The organism is Streptomyces sp. NPDC029014 (genome assembly GCF_055564695.1).
On record NZ_JBVHVT010000050.1, the window covers coordinates 31,019 to 48,940 of the forward strand.

The 17,922-nt window shown below is 74.4% G+C and carries 12 protein-coding genes and 2 pseudogenes; 4 read left to right on the top strand and 10 right to left on the bottom strand.

Translation table 11 applies throughout. From position 1 onward, the window contains the following. Positions 1-16: 16 nt before the first annotated feature. The 5 genes and pseudogenes from ACZ4VL_RS25655 to ACZ4VL_RS25675 form a co-directional block, all read right to left on the bottom strand. Complete coding sequence (locus ACZ4VL_RS25655; protein WP_468204260.1) at positions 17-1,507, bottom strand: MFS transporter; 1,491 nt, start codon at positions 1,505-1,507, stop codon at positions 17-19. 141 nt (positions 1,508-1,648) lie between these two features. Further along, complete coding sequence (locus ACZ4VL_RS25660; RefSeq protein ID WP_468204262.1) at positions 1,649-4,009, bottom strand: helix-turn-helix domain-containing protein; 2,361 nt, start codon at positions 4,007-4,009, stop codon at positions 1,649-1,651. Between the two features lie 4 nt (positions 4,010-4,013). Beyond that, complete coding sequence (locus ACZ4VL_RS25665; protein WP_468204264.1) at positions 4,014-4,301, bottom strand: hypothetical protein; 288 nt, start codon at positions 4,299-4,301, stop codon at positions 4,014-4,016. Between the two features lie 452 nt (positions 4,302-4,753). Then, complete coding sequence (locus ACZ4VL_RS25670; protein ID WP_468204266.1) at positions 4,754-5,005, bottom strand: DUF397 domain-containing protein; 252 nt, start codon at positions 5,003-5,005, stop codon at positions 4,754-4,756. Next, positions 5,002-5,872: pseudogene (locus ACZ4VL_RS25675) on the bottom strand (helix-turn-helix domain-containing protein). Before ACZ4VL_RS25675 ends, ACZ4VL_RS25670 begins: the two are co-directional and overlap by 4 nt. A gap of 158 nt (positions 5,873-6,030) precedes the next feature. Here ACZ4VL_RS25675 and ACZ4VL_RS25680 point away from each other — a divergent pair. Together ACZ4VL_RS25680 and ACZ4VL_RS25685 are read left to right on the top strand one after the other, a co-directional pair. After that, positions 6,031-6,512 (top strand): annotated as a pseudogene (locus ACZ4VL_RS25680) (ATP-binding protein). A 275-nt stretch (positions 6,513-6,787) separates the two neighbouring features. Continuing rightward, the gene (locus ACZ4VL_RS25685; protein WP_468204268.1) at positions 6,788-7,324 is read left to right on the top strand and encodes a hypothetical protein; all 537 of its coding nucleotides are present in this window, start codon (positions 6,788-6,790) and stop codon (positions 7,322-7,324) included. Between the two features lie 182 nt (positions 7,325-7,506). On the opposite strand, the gene ACZ4VL_RS25690 is transcribed toward ACZ4VL_RS25685, so the two are convergent. The 5 genes from ACZ4VL_RS25690 to ACZ4VL_RS25710 all read right to left on the bottom strand — a co-directional run bounded on the left by ACZ4VL_RS25690 (position 7,507) and on the right by ACZ4VL_RS25710 (position 13,640). Continuing rightward, positions 7,507-8,709, bottom strand: a complete 1,203-nt coding sequence (locus ACZ4VL_RS25690) for a DUF7847 domain-containing protein (protein WP_468204270.1) — start codon at positions 8,707-8,709, stop codon at positions 7,507-7,509. Positions 8,710-8,853: 144 nt separating this feature from the next. Next, positions 8,854-9,429 (bottom strand): dihydrofolate reductase family protein, encoded by a 576-nt coding sequence (locus ACZ4VL_RS25695; RefSeq protein WP_468204273.1) that lies wholly within the window; start codon positions 9,427-9,429, stop codon positions 8,854-8,856. Between the two features lie 73 nt (positions 9,430-9,502). Then, entirely contained in the window at positions 9,503-12,661 is a 3,159-nt protein-coding gene (locus ACZ4VL_RS25700) for a tetratricopeptide repeat protein (protein ID WP_468204275.1), read from the bottom strand. Continuing rightward, positions 12,658-13,104, bottom strand: a complete 447-nt coding sequence (locus ACZ4VL_RS25705; RefSeq protein WP_468204277.1) for a hypothetical protein — start codon at positions 13,102-13,104, stop codon at positions 12,658-12,660. The genes ACZ4VL_RS25700 and ACZ4VL_RS25705 overlap by 4 nt, the downstream gene beginning before the upstream one ends. A 125-nt stretch (positions 13,105-13,229) precedes the next feature. After that, positions 13,230-13,640 (bottom strand): hypothetical protein, encoded by a 411-nt coding sequence (locus ACZ4VL_RS25710; RefSeq protein WP_468204279.1) that lies wholly within the window; start codon positions 13,638-13,640, stop codon positions 13,230-13,232. A gap of 149 nt (positions 13,641-13,789) precedes the next feature. Here ACZ4VL_RS25710 and ACZ4VL_RS25715 point away from each other — a divergent pair, with 149 nt between their 5' ends. Further along, positions 13,790-14,233, top strand: a complete 444-nt coding sequence (locus tag ACZ4VL_RS25715) for a hypothetical protein (protein WP_468204280.1) — start codon at positions 13,790-13,792, stop codon at positions 14,231-14,233. Positions 14,234-15,633: 1,400 nt separating this feature from the next. Then, complete coding sequence (locus ACZ4VL_RS25720) at positions 15,634-17,922, top strand: DUF7779 domain-containing protein (protein ID WP_468204282.1); 2,289 nt, start codon at positions 15,634-15,636, stop codon at positions 17,920-17,922.

A 17,922-nucleotide genomic window follows, 5' to 3' on the forward strand; every position in this document is an offset into this window, starting at 1 on the left:
CCGTCCTGCACAAAGTTCAGGAACGGGTCCCTGTCGTCGTTGCCGTTGCCGTCGTCGCCGTCGCCTTCGTCCCCGCCCCGGCAGTCCCCGCCCCGCTCCGCGAAGCCCGTGCCACCGCCAGCAGCAGCACCCCGCACCCCGCCACCAGCGCCCACCCCGGGCGCGAAGCCGCCGCGATCGCGCCCGGGCCGGCAGCCCCCGCGACCAGGCCCCCCGCCAGGGCGATGCCCACCGCCGCACCGACCTGCCGGGCGGCGGACGTCACCGCCCCCGCCACCCCGGCCCGCGCCTTCGGCAGACCACCGACCGCGGTGTCCGTGAGCGGGGCGTTGGCGAAGCCGAACCCGATGCCGATCAGCAGGTACGCGGCCAGGAGCAGCAGCACGCTCGTGTCCGCGCCCAGCCCCACCAGGCACAGCCCGCCCGCCGCCATGAACGCCCCCGCCAGCACCAGCGGACGCCGCGGCCCCACCCGCCCCACCAGCCTGCCGGACCACGGTGCGCACAGCGTCGCCCCCACCGCCATCGGCAGCGTCATGAGCCCGGCCGCGAGCGGGGTCCAGCCGCGGCCCTGCTGCAGGTACAGCGTGGTGAGCAGCAGCGTCACGTTCAGCGCGACGAACACGGCCACCGCGCCCAGCACCGCCGCGGCGAACCCCCTCCGCCGGAACAGCCCGAGGTCCATCAACGGCTCCTCCCGCCGCAGCTCCACCCGTACGAACGCGGCCGTCGCCGCCGCGGCCACCGCGTACCCCGCCAGGGCGGGCGCCGAGGCCCACCCCATCCGCGGCCCCTCGATCAGCAGCCCGACCGACACGCCCAGCGCCAGGGTCAGCAGCACCTGCCCGGGCAGGTCGACCCGCCGGGCCCGCTCCCCACGCGACTCCGGTACGAACACGGCGACCAGGACGAGCGCGGCGGCGATCACCGGCACGTTGATCCAGAACACCGACCGCCAGCCGAACGCCTCGACCAGCGCCCCGCCCGTCACCGGCCCCGCCGCCATGCTGAGCCCGAAGACCGACGCCCACACGCCGATCGCCCGCGCCCGCTCCCGCGGGTCGGGCATCGCGTTCACCACGATCGCCAGCGCCACCGGGCTCAGCATCGACGCCCCGACGCCCTGCACGGCGCGCGCCGCGATCAGGAAGCCGAGCGACGGGGCGAGCGCGCACACCACCGAGGCCACCCCGAAGACGACGAGCCCGCAGCGGAACACCCGGCGCCGCCCGAAGCGGTCGGCGAGCGCGCCGGACGCGATGAGGAGGCCGGCCAGGATGATCGTGTAGGCGTCCACGACCCATTCCAGGCTCCGGGTGTCCGCCCCGAGGCCGCGCCCGATCACGGGCAGGCCGACGTTGACGATGGTGGTGTCGAGACCGACGAGGAACATGCTCAGCGCGCAGACGGCCAACACCGTCCACCGCCTCCGCGCACTCAACTCGGTCGGGACGGCCGGGACTTCAGGGGGGGTGTCAGGGGCGGAGCGGGTCGCCGCGGTCTTCATCAGGAGGCCGCCTTCCGGTAGGGAGCAGATGCCGCCCATGCTCGGACCGCGTGCCGAAACGGCCCAGGAAACTTGCCGGAACCGCAAAACCGCCGCCCCCGGCCCCTGCCGCCGCCCGCCCCTGCCGTCGCCACGCCCCCGCTAGACCCGCCCCGTATCCCCCTCCGGCAGCCCCGGTGCGCTCCGGTACCAGCGGGCGACGGCCGGGTGCGTGAAGGACCACCCGCGCGGGCCGACGCGCAGGATGTCCGGGGCCGTGGCTTCGTGCAGCAGTCGCCGTACGACGCCCGGGTGGAGGTCCCACAGAGCGAACCGGGAGGCGAACACGGCCCGCACCCAGTGCCCGTTCACGGTGATCCAGGACAACACCGGCACCAGGAAGCACAGCGTGAATCCGATGCCGCCCGCCGACGACGCGAGGCCCAGGAACAGCAGGAGGAACAGCAGCGGGAAGAACAGGTCGGTCAGCAGCCAGCGGGGATCCGCCTGCCGTACTGCCTGCTCGGCGGTCCACACGGCGATCCCGATCGGCAGCGTGGCCAGCACCAGCAGGGGCGAGTCCTCCGCCGCGGTGCCGCTGATCGGCAACGCGAGGACCAGCGCCAGCCCGGCCGGGACGGCCCGCAGCAGCCACTGCCCGGCGCGGCCGATGGGGTCCGCGCGGGGTGCCCGGTCGTCCAGCCGGTGCCGCAGGTAGCCGTACCAGCCGAATCCGATCAGCGTCCCGACCACGAACCCGGCCACTCCCAGGGCCGGTTGGTCCGACGACGCGTACGGCCCCTGCACCGCGTCGGATTCGGCCAGGTTGAGCAGGAGCCACGACAGCAGGCCCAGCACCGCGGCCTGGATGCCGGCCCGCCGCCGGGTGGGACGCCGCCCCCGGTAGAGCACCCGCAGGTCGCCGACGGGCCCGCCCTCCTCGTGCTCGCGCCCGGCCAGCAGGTGCAGGACCGCGTGGCGGCGCTGCTCGTGCAGCCGCCCCGGGTGGTGGCGGTACGGGGGGAGCGCGCCGAACAGGTGCTGCACCAGGCGGATCTCCAGCGACTCGACGGTCGCGTCCTCGGCGATCAGCTCGGCGGGGTCGGCCCGCCCGTCGGTGTAGAGCAGCCGGGCGGCGCAGGCCAGCATCGGGTCGGCGAGGACGGCGGCGGCCGGCGCGTCCGGCCGGGCGGCAAGCGCCTCCAGCACCGGCTCCCAGTCCTGCTCCTTCGCACGGGAACGCGAGCTGCGCTGGATCCAGCCGCGCAGCTCCCCGACCCCGACGGGACGCAGCCGTACCCCGGCGCTGCCCGCGATGACGGTGTCGGTCTTCTCCACCGCCCTCGCGAACTCGGCCCAGCCGCTGACCAGCACGAACGGCGCCTGCTCCGGCAGCCGGTTGAAGAGGTGCAGGGCGCGGACCCGCTGACGCGGGTTCAGGCTGTCGAAGTCGTCGAGGATGGGCAGCAGGTGGTGCCGGCCGAGGAGGGTGCGGACGTCCTCCGTGGTGCAGTCGGTGAGCGCGTCCGCGATCCAGGCCAGCAGGCTGTCCGGGCCGTGCTCGGGCCGCCAGCCGCGCAGCGACACCAGTACGGGAACCGCGCCACCACCACCCCCGACACCTCCGCCAGCGTCACCTCCGCCCCCACGGCCGTCGTCCGCGGTGAGCAGTCGCGTGCCGAGGTGGCGGGCGAGCTGGGTCTTGCCCGTGCCGCGGTCACCGAGGATGAGCAGCCGCGGGTGCCGGGCGAGCGCGAAGACCTCCGCGATCTGGTCGTAGCGCCCGCTGAGGTCGGCTGCGTCGGCGCCGGAGCCGGTGTCGGTGAAGTCGGGCCCGACGGTGGTGTAGCGGATCGGGATCGGCGCCGGGTGCGCGTTGACCCCCCAGGGCCGCCGGTCGGGGGCGAGGGTCCGCCAGGCGTCCCGCTCCAGCGGGCCGGGGAGGGCGCCGGCGGCCGGGACCGCGGCCGCGCCCGGGGTGCCGGAGGCGCCCGCGGCGCCCGGGGCACTGGTGCTGCCTGCGGTGCCGGGGGTGGTCAGCGGCCCGCCGGTCACCGCCGGTTCGCCGGGCAGCGCCGGGCCGGTGCCGGCCGCCCCCGGGCCCGTGCCGGACCGCGGCTCCCCGAGGGGCGGCGAACCGGCGGCAGGTACGCCCGACGGCACACCACCGGACGGCCCGTCGGCCGCCGGGGCCGGCGCGGGGGCCGGGGTGGGGCCCGGCAGGACGACCCGGGTGCCCTGGTGCTGCACGCGGGCCCGTTCGTGCCGGGCGCGCCACAGGTCGAGGTTGGCGTCCGCCTCGCAGGCCAGCACCCAATCCTTGACGAGTTCCCAGCGCGGCAGGTCGCGCCCGGTCGTGGCCGCGCTGAGCGCGCCCTTGCTCCAGTGCGTGGCGGCGGACAGTTCGTCGAGGGTCAGCCCGGCCGCGGCACGGAGCTCGCGCAGTTCCCGCGCGAGCTCCGCCAGGGCCGGGACGGTGGGGTCGACGGGCCGCTGGGGCCGCCCCTGCCGTCCCGTACCCATGCCGCTACCGGCCGGCCCGTACGCCGGAACCGGACCCTGAACCGGCCGGGCCCCCGCGCTCGCCGGAGCCCGGCCCGTCACCGGTGATCCGGCGGGCGAGTTCCAGCGCGGTGGTGGTGACCATGACGATCACCGCGAGCGAGGTCCCCGGGGCCTGCCCGAGCCCCCCGAGGACGGCGGTGACCACGGCCACCACCGCGATGACGACGACCTTGACGACGAGGACGGGGGACAGGCGCCGCCCCCACGCCCATGGAAGAACGGAGGTACCGGAAGCCACGGACATCACCATGACGACGACTCCTTCGAGAACGACGGTCCGGATACGCACACCCAACGCGCCTTCGCAGTACCGCAGTTGGCGCTACGGTCCACTCGCGGTCGGCGTTCCGACCTGCGGGCGCCCCTCCACCATGCCCGAGCCCGCGTCCCCGCAACACTGGCCTGCAAAAAGCCCAGAATTCCGGCATGTCATGCCATATGGCGCCAGCGCGAACAATCCCTGCGGCCGCACGCCCGGTCGTGAACAAGTCTCCGCCCGGTACGTCCTCCCAGCTCAGAGCCGCGTGCCCGGCCGCGGGCGTTCACGAAGAACGGACCGCACTGAACAACCCTCCGGCCGCGCATACTGCCCTTGGGGCGGATCCCTGAAGATTCGCACCACCCGCGCGGGAGCCGACGGTCCGGATCCACGCCGCCCGGCGGGGGCCGTTGGCGCGGCCCCCGCCACCATCCGCGTCCGGATCAGGCTTCGGCTGCGTACGCCAGGAAGCCGGCCCATGCGGTGGGGGAGAGGCTGAGCCGCGGGCCGTTCCGGTGCTTGGAGTCCCGGACGTGGACCGCGGAGGGGCAGGTGGCGACTTCGACACAGTCGCCGTCGCCGTCGCCGCCGCTGCTGTAGCTGGACTTGTGCCAGGAGAGGCCGACTTCGACGCAGTCGCCGGACCCGCTGCTGCTGTAGCTGCTCTTGAACCAGGCCAGTTCTTCCGTGCTCATAGCGCTCCTCGGATCTCCCTCAACAGGCCCACGGAGTCCTCCAGGGAGAGGGCCTGTGCCCGCATCCCGGCATACCGTCGTTGGAGGACGCTGACCTCCTTGGAGTCGGCGATCAGCACGCTGCTTCGCTGCGCCTCGCAGTAGGCGAACCACCTTGCCTCCCGGGTTTCCAGCAGCTGCATGGGCCCGTCCAGCCCCGCATGCGCCGGCCGCTCCAGCGGCATCACCTGGATTTCGACATTCCGCAGCTCCCCGACCTCCAGCACGTGGTCGATGAGCTCACGGGTCACCTCCACCCCGCCGGAACAGGTGCTCCTCCAGGATGAACCCGAACGTCGTGTTCGGACGGCCCCTCAGCAACCGCTGCCGCTTCGCCCGCGCCGTCCACTGGGCCTCGATCTGGGCGTCGCTGAGCGGCGGCAGCTGGTCCACGAACAGCGTGCGCGCGTACGACTCCGGCTGCAAGAGGCCCGGAATCATGCGGCACTCGTACGTGTACAGCGTCATCGCCTTCTGCTCCATCCGCGCCCAGGGCCGGAACCAGCTGGCCAATCCCGGCTGGCGGGACAGGTGACGGGCCGCCCGCCGCAGTGCGCCCGTGTTGCCGAGCGCGTCCTCGGCCCGTTCGACGAAGTCCTCGTCCGGCATGCGCCGGCCCTGTTCGACCGAGGCCACCGTGTGCTTCGAGAAGCGGACGCGCTCCCCGAACTCCTGCCGGCTCAGCCGCGCGTGCTCCCGCAGGGCCTGGACGACCGCGCCGAAGGTGCGCAGGCTGTCCGACGCCTCCGGTTTCCCGCCGGAGGGGCCGCGGCCGCGCGTCCCCCTGCTGCCCGTACCGCTGCCCTCGTCCGTCTTCTTGTAGGCCATCCCGGGCCACCTCCCGCGCACGTACTTCCGTAACGCTCCCGACCCCGCCCATGCTCACGCTCGGTGATGCGTACTGTCCACCCTCGGTGCGCGTACGCTGACCGAGCGTACGCGCCGCGACCCTGGCGAACGCCGAATCCCGCCGCCACATCGGGGTCATGACGCCACCCCCTGCACAGCGGACCCGGGAGACGCCGGTGACCGTACGTGTGTTCTCCCAGCGGTTCAGCTCCACCCCGCGCGGCGCCCGGCTCGCGCGCTGCCTCGCCCTCCACGAGCTGCACGCCTGGGGCGTTCCGCCCGGCAGCGACACCTCCGACGCCGCAGCCCTCGTACTGGCCGAGCTCACGGCGAACGCCGTCACCCACGGCCGGGTTCCCGGCCGGAACTTCGAACTCGTGGTGACCTCACCGCGGACGTGCTCCGCATCGAGGTCTCCGACACCCGCGGCGAGTGCCGCCCCCCGGCGCCGGCCCCGGCCCCGGGCTCGGGTTCGGGTTCGGGGCCTGCGTGCCCCGACCTGCTCGCCGAGGCGGGCCGCGGCCTCCTCCTCGTACAGGCCGTGGCCACGCGCTGGGAGGTCCACGACCGCCCGCCCGTGGGCAAGACCATCGCCGCCGAACTGGCCCTGCGGACCTGACCGCCCTTCGGGCCCAACGGGTCGTCACCAGCACGGCCAAGACGCTTTCCTGACGGGCGACTGCCCCTTTTGTTGCCCGGCGGGTGCATATCCGTCCGGGCCCTCTTCCGTCGCCCGGCGCGAGCGGGCCCGACTCCGGGTGCACGTTCCCGTCCACGGACGGGGGCCGCTTTGAGACAGATCTGTGAAGCGGAAGATCCCCGTCCACTGCTAGGGTGACGTGCGCTCGTCAAGACCGGGCGCTTATCCATTGCCATTTCAACGGGGGTTGAAACGTGAAGCTTCGCCATGTCCGCGCCGTCGCCGTCTTCGGTATCGCCGTCTTCGCACTGACCGGAGCCCGCGGTTCCCACGGCGCGAGCTGCGGTGGCGGCCACGGCTCCAGCTCGCACTCCAGCAGCTCGGGCAGCTCCGGCAGCACCAGCGGCGGCAGCACCACCACGGGCGGCAGCCACGACAACGACGGCACCAGCACCAGCACCTCGGGCGGCACCTCCGTCCCGAACGGTTCCAGCCGCGACAAGGCGGAGCGGGACATCCGGATCGACGGGTGCAAGCTGGAGGGCAAGAACCTGGTGGCCCGCCTCACCGTCACCAACAGCGCTCCGCTGGACTACACGTACGACATCACCATGAAGTTCCGCGGGGACGCCACCTCGAACGCCAACCTGGCCCTGGCCAAGGTGACCGGCCTCAAGGTCGCGAAGAGCGCGTCCGCCAAGGCCGAGGCCACCACGCCGTACACCGGCAAGGGCGACGGCAGCGAGTACAAGGAGTGCGTGGTCGTCACCGCGTCGAAGTCCGCGTTCTGACCCACCCCTTCCGGGTCCTCCCGAGCCCTGCCCGGGCGCGTGCCGTAGCTGCGGCGTGCGCCCGGGCAGGGCCTTTTCGCATGGAGAGGGGCCCGCCCCCCGCCCCTTCGACCGCGTACGGTCGGGCGGTGGAGCGGGCCCCCGATCGGGACCGGCCCGCAGGCCGGCAGCTCCGCTGCGGGCTACCGCCCGCCGTCCGCCCCACCACTCTCCGGCGGCACGGCCGGCCCAGCGGCCGACCCAGGAGCCGGAGCCGGAGCCGGAGCCGGAGCCGGAGCTGTGTACGGCGCCGGGCCGGTGGCCAGGTCGGCGAGGATCGCCTCGGCGAGTCCCTCGCGCCGGATCCGCTGGTCGACGTACAGCAGGGAGCCCACCAGCTGCGTGAATCCGATCTGGAACATCTGCCCGGCAGCGCCGCCGAACATCACGAGCAGGAACGTGAACACCAGGCCGGCGATCAACCCGGCCGTCGGGCCACCGTCCTCCGGCAACCCGGCCGTGGCGGGGAGCAGTGCGAACGTGCCGACGAGGTTGAACGGCAGCTGCATCGCCCACCCGATCGCCCCGGCGATCATGCCGCCGAGGAGGGTGATGCCGAAGATCCGCCACCAGGCGCCCCGGACCAGTGCGGTCGAGCGGCGCAGGGCGGCGACCGGACCCAGGCCCTCCAGCACCACGACGGCCGAGGCCAGACCGAAGCGGGTGCTGAGCCAGACGGTCACCGGCAGGGCGGCCAGGATCAGCAGCGGGATCAGGACGATGGCCGCGGGGGCATCGCCGTCCGCCGAGACGGCCGCGGCGATCGTCACCGGAATCCCCACCCCCAGCGCCGCGACCATCGGGGCGCCGGCGACCAGGCCGGCCAGCAGCGTCGCGCCGGCCACCGCGGGAGCCCGCCGGACGGAGGCGCGCCACACCGTCCGGAACGTGGTCGGGCGGCCCGTCACCGCCTCCTTCAGCACCGCCGGGCAGAGCGCGGCGATCACCGCCGTGCCGAACACCCCCACCACGAGCAGCACGACGAACAGCACCCCGGCCGCGACGAGCAGCGGCACGACGTCCTCGGAGGCGGGGTCCTCGCCCAACGGCGGGTTGAAGACGGGCTCGAAGTGCTCGAACACCGAAGCCACCGCGATGCCCACCGCGAGGCCCATGACCGGCAGGACGATGCCCAGCACGGCCAGCATGACCCCGGCCAGCTGCTTCCAGTGGCCCCGAACGGTGGCGAACGCGCCGCTGAATATCTCCCCGAGGTCCAGCGGGCGCAGGGGTATCACCCCCGGCTGCGGCGCCGCCGGCGGCGGATACCCCCACTGCGGGCCCCCGCCCCAGCCGCCCCCGTACTGCTGTCCCGGGTCGTGCCCCTGCCCGCTGTTCTGTGTCATGCCCTGCTCCGTACGTAGTCCCCCGACGAAAGCCACAACATAACCCGCCAGGCCAACAGCCCAGCGGCGTCCCCGGGCCCGCCCGTCCGCCGTGTGCTCGGCACGGCGTCGTGCGATGTGGCGGAGCCGAGTCGGACGCGCGGTCTACGCCCCGTCGACGGTGGTGGCGAGGTGGTAGCGGAGCAGGACCGTGCGGCCGTCGAAGGGGCGGGTGTCGACCAGTTCCAGGCCCGTACGGTGGGCGCCGGCCGGGAACGCCGGCCGGCCCCCGCCCAGCAGCAGCGGGTGGACGACGACGTGGTACTCGTCGATCACCCGGTGCCGGGTGAGGTGGGCGGCGAGCTCCGCACCGCCGAACAGCACCAGGTCCGCGCCGGAGCCCTTCATGTCGGCGATCTGCTCGGCGGGGTTCCCCGAGATGATCCGGGTGTTGAAGCCGGCCGCAGTCAGCGTGGTGGAGACCACCACCTTGGGCGCGGCGCGCCAGAGAGGGGCGAAGGCGAGGTCGTGCGGGTCGTCGGAGAGCTTCTCGGCTTCCGGCCAGAAGCCGGCCATCATCTCCCAGACCTTGCGGCCGTACAGGAAGACCGTGCCCTCGGGGGTCAGCTCCCGCGAGTACGCGGAGAGCTGCGCGCCCATCACGGGCCAGTCGAACTCGCCGTTCGGACCCTCGATGTAGCCGTCGAGGGACTGGTGCACGAAGTGGATGAGCTTTCCCATGGCCCCCATGTTCCCCTCCCCAGCAGGTAGCCGCATGCAGCCGACACGCGGTGCAGGAGGGCGGCCGGATGCCCTATTCACCAGGTGCGGAGGCGGCGTCGGTCACGGCAAGCCACTTGCGGATCGCGCGGGCTTCTCCGAGCCGACCGAACCGGAGGAGCAGGTGTGCCTGGAGGCCGAGCACGGCACGGAGCGGCAGCGTGTACTCGGTGGGCGCCCCGGTCAGGAGCTTGCGGTAGAGCTCGACCGCCTCGCCCGTCGCTCGCAGCGCCGCGGGCAGGTCCTGCTGGAGCGCTGTGTGCATCGTCGCCCAGAGGAACAGGACGCGGGCGAGGTCGGGTGCGTGGGCCGCCGGATTGTCCACGGCCAGCCGCCGTTGGATGTCCATCGCCTGCCGGCAGGCGGCGATGCCTTCGGCCCACCGTCCCGCTTGGAACAGCCGTACGGCGAGGTTGGCCAGGGAGGTGGCGAGGTCGGGTTCGTACGCGGCCGGGTTGTCCGCCGCCAGTTGCCGGCAGGCCGTCACCGCCTTCTGGCTGGCGGTGAGGGCTTCGGTGGGCCGTCCCGCCGCTGCCAGATCCACGCCGAGGTTGATCAGGGAGCGGGCGAGGAGGGGGCCGTGTGCGGCCGGATTGTCCGTGGCCAGTTGCTGTCGGATCTCCACTGCCCGTTCGGTGGCGGCGAGGGCCTCCGTCTGCCGTCCCGCCTCCGACAACTGCTTGCCGAGGTTGGTCAGGGAGGTGGCGAGGTCGGGTTCGTACGCGGCTGGGTTGTCCGCCACCAGCCGCTGGTAGGTCGTCACTGCCCGTTCGGTGGTGGTGAGGGCTTCGGCTTGTCGTCCCACTTCCGACAGCTGGATGCCGAGGTTGGTCAGGGAGCGGGCGAGGTCGGGTTCGTACGCGGCTGGGTTGTCCGCCACCAGCCGCTGGTAGACCGTCACTGCTTCTTCGGTGGCGGCAAGGGCTTCGGTCCGTCGTCCCACTTCCGACAGCTGCGTCCCGAGGTTGGTCAGCACGTCGGCGAGGTCGGACTCGTGTGCGGCCGGATTGGCCGCGGCCAGTCGTCGGTAGGTCGCCACCGCTTCCTCGGTGGTGGTGAGGGCTTCGGTCCGCCGCCCCACTTCCGACAGCTGGATGCCGAGGTTGGTCAGGGAGGTGGCGAGATCGGGTGCGTGTGCGGCCGGCTCGGCCGCGGCCAGCCGCCGGTAGGCCGCTACCGCTTCCTCGGTGGTGGTGAGGGCTTCGCTCCGTCGTCCCGCTTCCAGGAGCTGGGCACCGCGATTGGTCAGGATGGCCGCGAGGTCGGGTGCGTGTGCGGCCGGGTCGGCGGCGGCCAGTCGACGGTAGATGGCCACGGCTTCCTCGGTGGTGGTGAGGGCTTCGGTTCGCCGCCCCGCTTTGGACAGTTGGACGCCGAGGTTGGACAGGGAGGCGGCGAAGTCGGATTCATGGGCGGGGTCGGTTCGCGTGAGGTCGCGCCAGCTTTGTGAGGCTCGTTGAGCGCTGACGAGGGCGTCGTCGTGCAGGCCCGCGTAGGACTGGCGGATCGCCAGCAGGGCCAGGACGTGGGCGTGGGTGAACAGGTCCTGCGCGTTCGCCAGGCGGTGCCGGGCCAGGCGGTCGGCGATGGCGGCGATACCTAGGTCGAGGTCGGTGTGCCGGCCGGGTGGGAAGTGGGGCTCGATGGCCTCCAGGACGGTGATGTCGACGGTTTCGATGGCGGCCAAGGTCGCGAGGGCCGTGCCGCCGGCGTACAGGGCGAGTTCGGGGTGGGTTTTGAGGAGCGGGCAGAGCTGACCGGCGGCGATGTGGGGCCAGCGGCGGGCCGTTTCGATCAGTACGGTCAGCGTGTCGCGGGTCCACGGCGCGGGGGAGTCGGTGCCGGCGCGGCCGAGGATCAGGCGTTCCGCGGCCCGATCCGCCCAGTCGTCGACCGTTCCGGGCACCGGATGCGGCGTATCGGGGCCGCCGGCCGGTGTGCTGAGGCCGAGGAAGTCCTCGCCCAGGCGGTCGGGGTACAACGGCTCCAGCACCGGCGGCGTCCCGGCCGGGTCGATGCCCGGCGGGGGATAGCAGTAGCGGTGGTCGTCCAGGATGGTGTCGGCGGCGGCCTCGGTGTCGGCGAGGCCGACCCGGCGCAGGGCGTCCCAGCCGTGGGGGTCGCGTCCCAGGGGGCGGGTGAGGGTGGCCGTGAGCACCGTACGGCCCATCGCTTGCGGAGGCGTGGACAGCGGTTCGTGCGGGCGCTTGTGCAAGGCGGCCCAGTGGCCGCGCTCGCGTTTCAGGAGGTACGCGCTGGCGCGGGCGGGGTCGGTGGGTGCCAGGTCGTCGTGGAGGCGGGCGTCGACTGCGGCCAGGGCCGCGATGTGGATCGTCAGGACCTGGGCGTAGTCCACGTCGGTGTCCAGGTCAGGCGGCGGGTCGATGGCGTCGGCCGTTGCGGGTGGGAGGCCGAGGTGGTCGGCGAAGCGGTTCCTGGCCTGCTGGAACAGGTCGGCGCGTGCCCGGGGGGCGTCGGCCAGCGGCAGGAGCGCATGGGCCTCGCCCGGGGCGTCGAGGTGGTCCTCGATCCAGGTGTGCAGGACCTCCCACCACACACCGGCCGGGCGCGCCAGCAGCAGGATGCGTACGGGGACGCCCGTGCGGTGCAGGAGCGGGTCGCGCAGCAGCCCGTGCAGGTCCGATGTGGGCCAACGCTCCGCGTAGTCCACCACCAGCAGGACACCGGAGCCCAGGTCGCGCAGCGGGCTGGTGCCGACGGGGTCGGCGCCGGTCTCGTTGAGGACCGCCTGCCACACCGTCCACCCCGCACGCCGGCTCAGGTCGGCGAAACGGGCGGCCAGGCGGGTCTTGCCCTGGCCGCCCGGGCCGTGCACCAGCCGTACGGCGAGGTGCTCCGCCGGGTCGTCCCGCCAGCGGGCCAACTCGGTCAGGTCGGTTCCGCGGCCCGTGAACGGGACCACCGCGTGCGTGGCCCGCAGCAGCCGGGACGGCTGCTCGGCCAGCGCGCGGGCGCGTATCGGGCGGGGCGCGGCGGGGAAGCCCTCGATCCGGTAGGCGGGCTTCCACTGGACGAACGTGACGTGCTGGGTTGCGTGGTCGCCGGCGATGAACGCGGCGGGGCCGTTGAAGGTGTTGCCGCCTACGCCTACGCCTACGCCTACGCCTACGCCTACGCCCCCGCCCCTGCCTTCGTTGCCGGCGACCGGACCTGCGTCGTCGGCCGTGGTCATGCCTGGGGGCCGAAGCGGACATCCTGGCGGTTGTGGTCGCCGACCTGGAACGCGGTCGGGCCCTTGAACGTGTTCCCGGACACCCCCGGGGCCCCGCCGGGGGACGAGGGAGCGGCCGCCTGCTCCAGGAGTTCCTGCAGGAGCCCGGCCGCCTCGGTGCGCTGCTCGTCGTCCAGGCCCTCCAGCAGGGTCTCGATACGGGTCTGCCACGCCACCTCCTGGCGCGCCCTGACCCGGTCGGCCGTGCCGTCGTCCTCCGCGGCAGAGACCTCGGCCGCACTGCGGTCCAGACGCTCCAGTTCGTCGCGCTCCCGCTGGGCGTTCCCGCGGCCGAACCACCGCGCCAGCCGTCCGCGCACTCCCTCCCAGGCGTCGGTACCGGCCGCCTGCACCACCGCGGCACCCCCTGCCGCGGCCAGCGCCGTCAATGCCTCAGCCAGCATGTAGCCCCCTGTTGTCGGTCGTTGTATGCCGATCGGTCTGAAAAACGTAGCGCCCCGGCGGTACGTGCACAGGGCCTTTGGCCGATGTGGGCCGGGTGGCGCCGGCGCCACCCGGCCCTCGCCGCCTACTTGCGGATCGCGTCGACCGCTGCGGCGATCCGCTCGACCGCGTTGTCGCGGAACGGGGCGTGCTTGCTGCTGAACACCGGGCCGATCCGGCGGCGCAGTACGAGGTAGTGGCGCGTCCCACCGGTCTGGAGGTGGACGGCCATCAGGGACGGCCCGCTCATGGCCTCGACCCCGGTGATGTCGACCAGCGCGAGGTAGTGGTCGTCGAGCCCCGAGACGGCGTTGGTCAGACCGAACGCGAGCTTGAACACGCCGCTGCCGCCCTCCCCGAACAACAGCGGTTTGAACGCCAGCCGCTGGTCGGTGAGAACCAGCCGGCCCGCGGTCCGGACCATCTGCAGACTCCCGACCGCCGTCCCGGCGATCCACTGCCCCAACAAGTTCTCCCCTGGCCAAAGATCAGTCATTACGCCCTCCCCAGACGGACCAACCCTGCCGCTGTACGGTTCCCCGTCCATGCGGGTTACGAACCCGGTCAGGTGAGGTGTGCAGGACGGTTGACGGGTGGGTAGGGACCGACGGAAAGCGGCTGACGCGGCGATGCGAGGGGGAGCACATGATGGCTGAAACGCTGATGGCACTGGCGTCTGCGGGCGGGTCCGCGGTCGTGCAGGAGGCCGGGACGGCGTTGTGGGAGGAGACCCGGGCACGGACGGCCCGGCTCTTCGGGCGCGGGGACGCGCACCGCGAGCGGTCGGAGCTGGAGCACCTCGACGCGACCGCGGCCGCACTGGCGGCGCCCGGGCGGCCCGACGCGGCCGCCGCGCGCATCCAGCAGGAGATCATCTGGCAGACCCGGTTCGAGGGCCTCTTGGAGAGCGTCGGCGACGCGGAGCGGGCTGCCCTGGCCGAGCAACTGCGCGCGCTGGTGGCCCAGCACACCACGGCCGCGGCCGTGGGACGGATCGAGATCACGCACAACACGTTCTCCGGGCCGACGGCCGTGCAGGTGGGGGACGGCAACACCCAGGAGGTCACCTTCGACCGGACCACCGAGTGATCCCGCCGGCCCCCGACCCCACCGAACCGGCAGGCGCCGCTGAGCGGGCTGCTGCGGCGGAGCCGACCGGTGCTGACGGCACCGGCCGGCCGGGGGTTCCGGGCCGTGCGGCTGGCCTTGCGGAACCGGGGGGAACCGGCGGACCGGGAGCCGGAGGGGCATCGGCCACTGCCCCCGGCACTACCTGCCGTCCGGAGCGCCCGCTCGGCCCGGCGGGTACGGGCGACCCCGGCGGCCCCGCCGAACCGGACCCCGCGGGGGAACGGGCCGAAGCCGACGCGGACGCTACCGATGGCCGCGGCCACGGCCCGGAGGAGCCGGCGGAGCCGGAAGGTCCCGCTGAAGCGGCCGCTGCCGGCGGTAACGCCGGCCCATCCGGCCCGCACCACTCGGGTGGCCAGGAGCTGGCTGGTGCTGGCGGCCGGGTCTCCGACTGTCCGGCCGAACACGACAGCACGGGCCTGCCGGTGGGCCGGGGTGGTCCGGCTGCCACTGCCCGAACGGCCGATGCAGGCGGTAGCGGCCGCACGGACGGCCCGCACCACTCGGACGGCCCGCACCACTCGGACGGCCCGCACCACTCGGGCGGCTCGCACCACTCGGGCGGCTCGCACCACTCGGGCGGCTCGCACCACTCGGGCGGCTCGCACCACTCGGGCGGCACGGGCCACTCGGACGGCACGGGCCACTCGGACGGCACGGGCCACTCGGACGGCACGGGCCACTCGGCGGGCGGCTCCGGCGAACAGGTCGGTGTCGGGGAGTCGGCGCGTTCCGGCGGCCTGGGAGCGGAGGGCAGGCCTGACGCGGCCGGCCCGGCCGAGCCGCGTGGTCCGGCGGGACCTGCTGATGCCGGGGAACTGGCCGGTGCCGGGCGCCGCGGCCCGGACCGTCTGACGGAACCGGAGTGGCCGCCTGTACCAGGCGTACCAGCTGGACCAACCGCCCCGGACACCCCTGACGCCGCCGACACCCCGGACACCCCGGCCGCGTCCGCCCACGGAGCCCACGCGAGCGCCGCCGATGCGCAGCGGTCCCCCGAAGAAGAGCAGCAGCCACCGGTGGACGGACCGCCGTCCCCCGAGGAGGGGACGCCGCTCCCTGCCGATGAGCAGCCGAGCCTCCAGCAGGGGCAGCGGGTCCCGGCGGACGGGCAGGCGGGACCTTGCGACGGGCGGGCGGGTGCCGCGGTGGAGCAGCGGTCCCCTGCCGAGACGCAGGCGGGCGCTGGCGACGGGCGGGCGGGTGCCGCGGCGGAGCAGCGGTCCCCTGCCGAGACGCAGGCGGGCGCTGGCGACGGGCGTCCGGGTCCCGCCGGCGTGCAGCTGGCCCCCGTCCCCGGGCAGTTGGCCGGCGGTGTGCCCGGGCCGGGCGGGAGTCGGTTCAGTGGGCCGACCGCCGTGCAGTTCGGGTCCGGGAACGTCCAGCACATCCACTTCCCCGCACCCCCGACCCCCGTCGCCTGGCCCTATGTCGTCGGTCTCCCGCCGAACCGCGCCCAGGGGTTCCGCCGCCGGGAACTGGCCGTGGACCTCGCAGAGCCGGCGCCCGTCAGCCCTGCGGCCGCCGCCGACGGCGCCGGCGCCGGGGACCTGACGTCCTGGGTGCTCATGGGGCTCGGCGGGACCGGGAAGACCCAGATCGCCGCCGCCCACGCCGGCCGACTGCTGCGCGACGGCCGGATCGACCTGCTGCTGTGGGTGACGGCCGGCTCCCGGGACGCGGTGCTCGCCGCCTACGCCACCGCCGCCGAGGGGCTCTTCGGCGCCTCCGGCGGGAACCCCGAGCGGGCCGCCGCCGAGTTCCTCACCTGGCTGCTGCCCCGCCCCGCGGGGCCCGGGTGGACGCCCCGCCGCTGGCTGGTGGTCCTGGACGACGTCGCAGACCCGGCCGACCTGCGCGGACTGTGGCCGCCCCCGAGCCCGTACGGCCGGACCCTGGTCACCACGCGACGCCAGGAGGCCGCGCTGGGCGGGGACCTGCGGCGCCTGGTGCGGGTCGGGCTGTTCACGGCCGACGAGGCCGTCGCCTATCTCGCCGAGGGGTCCGCCACCGCCGGCCGCCGGGACCCGCGGCCCGAACTGGCCGCCCTCGCCGAGGACCTGGGCCGCCTCCCGATCGCCCTCGCGCACGCGCGGACCTACCTCGCGGACAACCCCACGCTGTCCTGCGCCGCCTACCGGGAGGAGCTGGCCGACCGGCGGCTGACCCTGGCGGAGGTCTTCCCGTCCGGCTCCGCCGTGCCGGACGGGGCTGCCGGTCCGGGAGGGGCGGCCGCGGACCCCGACACCGATCGGGGCAGCGGGCCCGTCGCCCTCACGTGGGCGCTGTCCGTACGCCGGGCCGACGCCCTCACCCCCGGCGGTGCGGCCCTGCCCGTCCTGCGGGTGGCCTCGTACCTCGACCCCAACGGCATCCCCGAGGAAGTGCTCGCCGCCCCGAGCGTCCTCGCGCTCCTGCCGCAGGACGCGGGTCCGGGCACCCGCGCCGCCCGGCTCGCCCTGGCCAACCTGCGCCGGCTGAGCCTCGTCGAACTCGATCCGGAACGACCGCGTTCCCCCGTACGCGTTCACCAGCTGGTGCAGCGCGCGGTACGGGAGGACACGGCGGGTGAAGAGACGGTGCGGGCCATCGCGGCCGCCGCCGATGCCCTGATGGCAGTCTGGGAACGGGAGCCGGAGCCGGCGCCCCCGGCGGAGGAGGCGCTGCGCGCGAACGCCGCCGCCCTCACGGCCACCGCCGGCGAGGCGCTGCTCGCGCCGCTGCCCCACGAGGTGCTGTACCGGATGGGCCGCAGCCTGGGCGAGGCGGGCCGGTCCGGCGCCGCCATCGCCCACTTCGCCGCGCTGCTCGGCGAGGTGCGGGCCCGGTTCCCCGACGACGCGGACCTGCTCTTCAAGACCCGCGGGTACCTCGCCTGGTGGACGGCGAAGTCGGGCGACGCGCGCGGCGGCGCCGAAGCCTTCGAGGCCCTCCTCGCCGACCAGCTGCGCGTCCTCGCACCCGACTCCTCCGACATCCTGCAGACCCGGCGCAGCGCCGCGGTCTGGCGGGGTGCCGCCGGGGATGCGCGTACGGCCGTCGCGAAGCTGGAGGCGCTGCACACCGACTGGGTGCGCGTCGAGGGCGCGGACGCCCCGGGGGCCGCGAGCACCCGCAACCACCTCGCCAACATGCGGGCCAGGCTCGGCGACCACACCGGCGCGCTCGCCCTGCACGGGGAGGCACTGCGCGAGGCCGAGTCCCGCTTCGGTGCGGACGACCCGCGGACCGTGCGGGCCCGGGCGGAGGCCATGCGCCACCGCGGCGAACTGGGCGAACCGCTCCTCGCGCTACGGGCCTTCACCGACCTCGCCGCCGTCCAGCGGGAGAGCGCCCCGGACCACCCCGACACCTTCGGTACGCGGGCTGCGGTCGCGGAATGGACCGGCCGCTCGGGTGCTCCGGCCGGGGCGGTCCGCCTCCTGGAGGAGCTGCACGCCGACCGGGCCCGCGTACTCGGCCCGGCGCACGCCCACACCCTGGCCGGCCGCGAGGAACTGGCCCGGTGGCGGGCGGAGGCCGGGGACGTCCCGGGGGCGGTCGCCGACCTGGAGGCGCTCATCCCGGACCAGATCGCCGCCCTCGGCCTGGACCACCCGGCGGTGGACCGCACCACCCGCCTCCTGGCCAGGTGGACCCCGGCCTGA

Bases quoted from the DNA above. Each gene is read 5' to 3' on its own strand.
- ACZ4VL_RS25715 (WP_468204280.1), top strand. From the start codon at position 13,790: ATGATGGCTGAAACGCTGATGGCACTGGCGTCTGCGGGCGGGTCCGCG.
- ACZ4VL_RS25705 (WP_468204277.1), bottom strand. From the start codon at position 13,104: ATGCTGGCTGAGGCATTGACGGCGCTGGCCGCGGCAGGGGGTGCCGCG.
- ACZ4VL_RS25695 (WP_468204273.1), bottom strand. From the start codon at position 9,429: ATGGGAAAGCTCATCCACTTCGTGCACCAGTCCCTCGACGGCTACATC.
- ACZ4VL_RS25660 (WP_468204262.1), bottom strand. From the start codon at position 4,009: ATGGGTACGGGACGGCAGGGGCGGCCCCAGCGGCCCGTCGACCCCACC.
- ACZ4VL_RS25710 (WP_468204279.1), bottom strand. From the start codon at position 13,640: ATGACTGATCTTTGGCCAGGGGAGAACTTGTTGGGGCAGTGGATCGCC.
- ACZ4VL_RS25670 (WP_468204266.1), bottom strand. From the start codon at position 5,005: ATGAGCACGGAAGAACTGGCCTGGTTCAAGAGCAGCTACAGCAGCAGC.
- ACZ4VL_RS25655 (WP_468204260.1), bottom strand. From the start codon at position 1,507: ATGAAGACCGCGGCGACCCGCTCCGCCCCTGACACCCCCCCTGAAGTC.
- ACZ4VL_RS25700 (WP_468204275.1), bottom strand. From the start codon at position 12,661: ATGACCACGGCCGACGACGCAGGTCCGGTCGCCGGCAACGAAGGCAGG.
- ACZ4VL_RS25665 (WP_468204264.1), bottom strand. From the start codon at position 4,301: ATGGTGATGTCCGTGGCTTCCGGTACCTCCGTTCTTCCATGGGCGTGG.
- ACZ4VL_RS25690 (WP_468204270.1), bottom strand. From the start codon at position 8,709: ATGACACAGAACAGCGGGCAGGGGCACGACCCGGGACAGCAGTACGGG.